The organism is Streptococcus sp. A12 (assembly GCF_905372335.1).
Classification (GTDB): domain Bacteria; phylum Bacillota; class Bacilli; order Lactobacillales; family Streptococcaceae; genus Streptococcus.
Window position 1 is genome coordinate 1 of the sequence record NZ_CAJPOU010000060.1, and the last position, 6,736, is coordinate 6,736.

The following is a 6,736-nucleotide window of genomic DNA, read 5'->3' on the forward strand; positions in this document are numbered from 1 at the left end:
CGTTTTTTTAGAAATATTTTAGAATTGCTTGATAGTTATTTGAAAAGCAAGCTGTATACTAAGAGTGTAAAGAAAACAACTAGTCATTTGGACGAAGGAGAAAACCATGGAAAAAGTATTAGAAATTTCTCATTTGAGTAAAAAATTCGGTCATCAATACGCCTTAAATGATGTGAATCTCACCATTCGCAAAGGCGACGTCTACGGTCTGATCGGTAAGAACGGGGCTGGGAAAACCACCCTCATCAAGGTCATCACCCAGTTGATTCAAGAAACTGACGGAAGCGTCTCCCTCTTTGCTTCCACGAATCGCTCCCAGTGGACGCAAGCCCTGAAACGTGTCGGATCTGTCATTGAAAGTCCTGTGGCTCACAAGCATATGACCGCCTACCAAAACTTAGTCTACTATTGCAAGGCTCGCCATATCCCCAATCCCGACCAGGTCATCAAAGAAACCTTGAACTATGTTGGCCTGAATAATACGGGTAAGAAGAAATTCCGTGATTTTTCACTCGGGATGAAACAACGGTTGGGAATTGCGATTGCGCTCATTGCCAAACCCGACTTCCTCATTTTGGATGAACCCATCAATGGTCTCGATCCTGTCGGAATCAAGGAATTCCGTCAGATGATCAAGCGCCTCAACGATGAACTCGGCATGACCATCCTCATTTCCAGTCACATCCTCTCTGAACTCTATCTGGTGGCCAATCGCTTTGGTATTGTCGACCAAGGTCGCCTGATCAAAGAAATTAGCAAGGCTGAATTCGAAGAACAAGGAGAAGATTACATCATCCTCAAGACTAGCCAGCTAGCCCTTGCGAGTCAACTGATTCAGGATCAACTCCATCACCGCATCAAGGTCATCGATAAGGATGGAGAAATCCATATCTTCGGACAGACTCACGATATTAAAGTCATTGTCAAAGCCCTCGTTCAAGCGGATATTGACGTGGACGAAATCTACTATGCCCGCCAAGATCTGGAAAAATTCTTTACGGACTTGGTAGACTAGTCAACCCACTGTCTTGTATTACTTATCCCACTTATTTCATTTAGGAGATTTATCATGTTGCATACCATTCAAGCAGATTTTTACAGACTTTTTCGCTCTAAAGGTTTTTGGATTACAGAAGCCATTCTCGTTCTCAACATACTGTCTGGAGTCATCTTTGGAGCTACCGGCCACGTCGGCGTCAATACGGAATCCAAATTACCCCAAGCAACCGAAGTTTGGACGGGCTTTAAAGCCTTGACCAACTACTCTTCCAGCATCAGTGTGACTATCCTCTTTACCATTATTGTCATCACCTTGGTTCTAGGAACAGACTTAACGCAAAACTTATACAAGAATAATCTGGCCTATGGGGTTTCGCGCACCAGCTACTACTTTGCCAAAAGCGCCGTTGTCCTGACCATTGCCCTCTTCCAATTTCTCGTTTCTTATGGTCTCGTCTTCTTGATCGCGACCCTCTACAATGGACTTGGAACCATGCCAGAGCACTTCCTTGCTCATTTTGGTCTGACCGTGCTGATTCAGTTCCTTTCCACTCTGGCTTGGGTCAGCATCATTTCCTTCCTCCTTTACGCTAGCCAATCCATCACCTTGGCCTTCGTTGGCTACTTCGTTGGAAATATCCTCTTAAGTCTTCCTGCGCTTTTCTTTAAAGATATTGATATTCTCCACTATCTAAACTTGGAATTCCAATATTCCATGGTTCAAAGTACGACAGCAACGACGAACACCCTCTCTATCGCCCTTGGATTCATCCTTGTTTTTGGCTTCCTAGGACTCGCTACTTTCAAACACAAAGATTTATGACAAAAAGGCTTGACGAGTGGTCAAGCCTTTTTTCTCAGTGTAATGGTCAAGATAAACCAATCTGCCTCTGTTGCCAGTTGCAAGTCGCCCCCTAAGATCTCTACAAAATTTTGAATGATGTAGAGACCCAAGCCAGAAGACTCTTCTGTATCCGACAGATTTTCAGAGTAGAAGCGGCTAGCCAATTGGTCTAAGTGTTGGATCGGTTGTTGCACAATATTGCGCAGCTCTACCCGAATCGTGTCCTCATCCGACATCAAGGTCAAACGCGCCTGATCCTTCCCATGCTTGAGGACATTGCTGAGCATATTTTGCAAGAGGCGCTCCCAGAGCTCCGGATCCGTAGCATAATGAAGATGCTCTTCTAGCTCTACCTCTAAGGCAATCCCTGCCTCCGACAAGCTATCATAATACTGGAACAACTGCTGGGTCAGGACTTGGCTGAGATTAACGTCTGTAAGCCGAGGCTGAATAGCTCCCTCCATCAAACGTCTATATTCCAAGAGAGATTCCAGGCGTTTTGAGACGACTTGAAGATTGGAAGCAATTTTCTTCAGCTTTTCCTCTTCCTGCGTCCCACCCTTGATGATTTGTTGGGTATAGCCCGATGCAATGGTCAAAGGCGTCCGGATATCATGAGCAATATTACTGATCGCCATATCCAAGGTCTTTTTCTCTTGAAAGGCAATCCGATTGGTCCGCTCGATCTGATCAAAGAGATCACTGACCTGCTTGGTCAAGGCGACCATTTCTTTTTTTGAAACACGTGACGTTAACCGCACCCCACTCCCATTTTGGAGCTTCTTTTGAATTTGCTCCTGCAAATCTTTGAGAGCAGAGAGTAGGCGAAGGTAGCCAAGTCCCAAGAGAAGGACAAGGACGACTAGAATTAGAACCAATCCCCACATTACTTGTCTCCTTTCAAGCGAACACCCAAGCCCCAGACGGTTTCAATATAGTCCTCATCCGAGTCTAGCTGGGCAATTTTCTTTCGGAGATTGCTCAATTGGGCATTTAGTGTATTGTCTCCTGGCAGATAGACCTCTTCCCAGACCGCTTCATACAATTCTTCCTTGGTGAAAATCTTCTTTGGATGTGCCAGCAAGGTCTCAAAAATTTGAAATTCTTTTTTGCCCAAGCGAAGCGTCTGTTCGCCAGACTCCAGTTCAAAAGTTTCTGGATTTAAGACCAAATTCTTAAAGGATAGCTTTTGCGGCGCTTGAGCTTCCTGTGCTACCGTCGTTTGATTTCGCAGCTGCACCGTCACACGAGCTGCCACTTCATCCAGATTAAAGGGCTTGACAATATAATCATTGGCACCAGCTAAGAGGTACTGGCTAATGAGGTGTTTATCCCCAAGAGCGGTCATCATGATGACCGGCACTTGACTCTGCAAACGGATCTCCTCCAGGACCTGGTCCCCATTTTTCCCAGGAAGCATGACATCCAGAAGGACCAAATCAACAGCTTCTTGCTGGAAGAGCCGCAGCCCTTCTGTACCTGAAAAAGCCTGAAGGACCTCATGATCTTTACTTAAGAGACTGTATAAAATTTCTTGGATATCATTATTATCCTCGATTAATAAAATCCGTGCCACTTGCCTCGCTCCTTTTTCCTTTGAACTCCAAATCATTTCTATTCCCCTAGCCTATCAAATAAAAGCTCCTTCGTCAATGAAAATATGAAAAAATTCTATAGTCCCCAGGTAGATCTGCATGTTAGGTCATCACAGGATGAACTTGACTATCCTTTCTTTCAAAGGGTATAATAGGACCAATGACGCAATAGGGAGACTCATCTATGAAAAAAAATGCCAAAACTAAAATCAGCCTTGTATCCATCCTTGTCATCCTGGGTGTTTCTGCAAGAATGATGCGAGTCATCCACCGACACCAAATCAGGGAGCAAAACAAACAAACCATCCAAACGACTAAAAAGGTTGCAGAGTTTCAGAAAACACTAGACGAGGAAGAAACGAAGAAACGCAACGAAACCTTCAACAAGATTTATAATGAATCCCTTGTTCGGACAAAATTTGAAAACTGGCAAAAAGTCGACGAACTTCATGGTTTGGGACAAAGAACTGGACAATTTTATATCTATAACTTTGAAAAAAAAGAAGAGATTCTCTTAGAGAATACAGATCAAGCATTTGTTCTACCCATTCGAGACAAGAGTGATAACGTCACATTTCAGGCTATTTTTGCCCACAAGGACGGCCAGTGGCACATCATGAAGCCAGACGGAAGTTCGCAGTTGCAACTAGGAGAAGCCAACATTTCCGCTGAATCTAAGTTTGTCATCGAGAACAATGTCTTAGACTACGACAAGTAAATCAGTAAGGACTCAGTTTAACTACATACAAAAAGCTTAGGACCCCAGCTTGTGGTTGGGATTCTAAGCTTTTTAGTTTATAGGGGAAAGTCGACCAGCAAGTACCGAAAACTTTTATTCAACAGAAGCCCCATTGGACGCAATGACTTCTTTGTACCAATAGAAGGATTTCTTACGTGAGCGCTCCAAGCTTCCCTTACCTTCGTTGTCCCGGTCAACATAGATAAAGCCGTAGCGCTTCTTCATTTCTCCAGTCCCAGCAGAGACTAAGTCAATACAGCCCCAAGTCGTATAGCCCCAGAGGACAACGCCATCTTCATGAATAGCATCCCGCATGGCCTTGATGTGAGCTGCCAGGTAGTTAATCCGGTAGTCATCCTCAATCTCCCCGGCTTCATTTGGAGTATCAACGGCGCCTAGTCCATTTTCTACGATAAATAGAGGTTTTTGATAGCGATCCCAGATGGTGTTGAGCGTAATGCGGAGACCAAGAGGGTCAATCTGCCAACCCCATTCCGAACTTTCTAGGTAGGGGTTCTTCAGAGAGGCAAAGATATTGCCCGCTGTTTTTTCCCTTTCAGCTGGATCCCCTGACGCGACCCGACTGGCATAGTAGGAGAAGGAAATAAAGTCAACTGTATGGTCTTTCAACAATTGAAGGTCCTGCTCTGTCATCTCGACCGTGATACCCTGACGCTCCCACTCTTTCTTGGCATAGTTAGGGTATTCCCCACGCGCCTGCACATCGATAAAGAAATAGTTCTTGCGGTCTTCTTCTAGACCAGCCCAGACATCTCGCGGAGCACAGGTATGCGGATAGTTTTGACCAGCTGCCAACATACAGCCAACCTTATTGTTGGGATCAATCTCATGGGCTAGCTTGGTAGCAATGGCTGAAGCGACCAACTCATGGTGAGCCGCCTGGTATTTGACTTGCTCCTCATTCTCCCCTTCTTCAAAGCAGAGACCCGCTCCCATAAAAGGCGCATGAAGGATCATATTGATTTCATTGAAGGTCAGCCAGTATTTGACCAAACCCTTGTAGCGAGTGAAGAGGGTCCGGCAGAGACGTTCATAACATTCCAACATCTTGCGACTGCGCCAACCTCCATACTCAGTAATCAAATGCATGGGACAGTCAAAGTGGGTAATGGTCACCAAGGGTTCAATGCCATACTTGTGGCACTCCTTAAAGAGGTCTTCATAGAACTGTAGACCTGCTTCGTTTGGCTCAAGTTCATCCCCTTTCGGGAAAATCCGAGACCAGGCAATGGACAAGCGATAGGTTTTAAAGCCCATTTCCCCAAAGAGCGCAATGTCTTCCTTGTAGCGATGGTACATATCAATACCATCCTTAGCCGGATAAAAATAGCCCTCTTCAAAGTCGAACATCTTTTTCTGACCCGTGATAATGGCGTGACGATCAGGACCAATCGGTACCACATCCACATTGGCCAAGCCACGGCCGTCTTCATTATAAGCTCCTTCACATTGGTTGGCAGCCGTCGCCCCACCCCAAAGGAAACCATCTGGAAATTGAAGTCTATCGGTCATCTCTCTACCTCACTTGATTTGATAGTTCTATTATACCCTTCTCTAACCCAAAAATCTTACAGCATCCTAGGAAAAACTGATACTATTCTAAGATTGTTTTTGTTCACGCGCAATACAAAAAGACCGGAGAACTCCGATTTTTTAGGATGTATACAAATTGTTTTTCACCTAATTTAATATCAGCTTTTCTGAAAAAATAAGAATGATTCCTATTTTTTAATCGTAAAGAATAAACTGAAACTTTCCGCCGTGAGAAAAGTGCTAGAAACACGATTGTTTCTAGCACTCGGGAGTTTTGAAACTTTAGGTTCAAAACTAAGTCATGGAACTTCCTGGATTGCTGAAATCATCCACTGGATAATTTCACCTAACGTCCGTACTCACCTAAGGAAAGTTTCAAAGAAGATTTTGTATTTAATAAAAAGACCGGATGGCTCCGATCTTTTCTATAGTTCATTTTCTCAAATTCTATTTTAAGAATAGCTAAGGTTGACGTTAAATGACCACGCCCCCTATTTCATACGATAAAAATCAATCACTAGACCTGCTGGACCACTTACTAGCAGGGATTCGGTTCCCCAATCAGTTACAGCTGGACCATTTAAAACCTGGATACCAAGATCTTTCAACCGTTGGTAGTTCTGCTCTACATCCTCAACTTCAACGTGAAGAATGATTCCTGACTGGAAATTTTCCAAAGGTATCAAATGGTTTTGGGATAACATGAGACAGTGACTGCCAATCGTGAACTGAGCAAAACTGTCGTCAACATAATCAGCTTTTTTATCAAAAATACGCTCCAAGTCGGCACATACTTGGGGAACATTTGAAACGATGATATCTAATTGATTTAAATTCATTTACTATCCTCCAGAAAAAGACCGGATTGCTCCGATCTTGTAAGTTTCTCTCTAAGAAAATCAAAGCATAAAATCTACAATGTTTATCTTTGATTTTCCACGAGCGGGATTATTTGATTGCGCGTGATTGCAACCCTTCTTCTTCCAAGAAGAGGCGGAATGGTAC

7 protein-coding genes are annotated in these 6,736 nt (G+C 43.9%); 3 read left to right on the forward strand and 4 right to left on the reverse strand.

Annotated features, from left to right (window positions below; genetic code table 11):
* Positions 1-106: 106 nt before the first annotated feature.
* Together QZ158_RS07105 and QZ158_RS07110 are read left to right on the forward strand one after the other, a co-directional pair.
* The gene (locus tag QZ158_RS07105; protein ID WP_070505273.1) at positions 107-1,015 is read left to right on the forward strand and encodes an ATP-binding cassette domain-containing protein; all 909 of its coding nucleotides are present in this window, start codon (positions 107-109) and stop codon (positions 1,013-1,015) included.
* A gap of 54 nt (positions 1,016-1,069) precedes the next feature.
* Positions 1,070-1,822, forward strand: coding sequence for an ABC transporter permease (locus QZ158_RS07110; protein ID WP_293887078.1), 753 nt, complete (start codon positions 1,070-1,072; stop codon positions 1,820-1,822).
* Positions 1,823-1,842: 20 nt separating this feature from the next.
* On the opposite strand, the gene QZ158_RS07115 is transcribed toward QZ158_RS07110, so the two are convergent.
* Both QZ158_RS07115 and QZ158_RS07120 read right to left on the reverse strand, forming a co-directional pair.
* Positions 1,843-2,730 carry a HAMP domain-containing sensor histidine kinase gene (locus tag QZ158_RS07115; protein WP_293887080.1) on the reverse strand — a complete coding sequence of 296 codons (888 nt, stop codon included), beginning with the start codon at positions 2,728-2,730 and terminating at the stop codon, positions 1,843-1,845.
* The gene (locus QZ158_RS07120; protein WP_293887087.1) at positions 2,730-3,419 is read right to left on the reverse strand and encodes a response regulator transcription factor; all 690 of its coding nucleotides are present in this window, start codon (positions 3,417-3,419) and stop codon (positions 2,730-2,732) included. Before QZ158_RS07120 ends, QZ158_RS07115 begins: the two co-directional genes overlap by 1 nt.
* 203 nt (positions 3,420-3,622) lie before the next feature.
* Here QZ158_RS07120 and QZ158_RS07125 point away from each other — a divergent pair, with 203 nt between their 5' ends.
* Positions 3,623-4,156, forward strand: coding sequence for a hypothetical protein (locus QZ158_RS07125; RefSeq protein ID WP_293887082.1), 534 nt, complete (start codon positions 3,623-3,625; stop codon positions 4,154-4,156).
* Positions 4,157-4,270: 114 nt separating this feature from the next.
* On the opposite strand, the gene QZ158_RS07130 is transcribed toward QZ158_RS07125, so the two are convergent.
* Together QZ158_RS07130 and QZ158_RS07135 are read right to left on the reverse strand one after the other, a co-directional pair.
* Positions 4,271-5,710 (reverse strand): 6-phospho-beta-glucosidase, encoded by a 1,440-nt coding sequence (locus tag QZ158_RS07130; RefSeq protein WP_293887084.1) that lies wholly within the window; start codon positions 5,708-5,710, stop codon positions 4,271-4,273.
* Between the two features lie 512 nt (positions 5,711-6,222).
* Positions 6,223-6,570, reverse strand: a complete 348-nt coding sequence (locus QZ158_RS07135) for a VOC family protein (protein WP_293887086.1) — start codon at positions 6,568-6,570, stop codon at positions 6,223-6,225.
* Between the last annotated feature and the right edge of the window lie 166 nt (positions 6,571-6,736).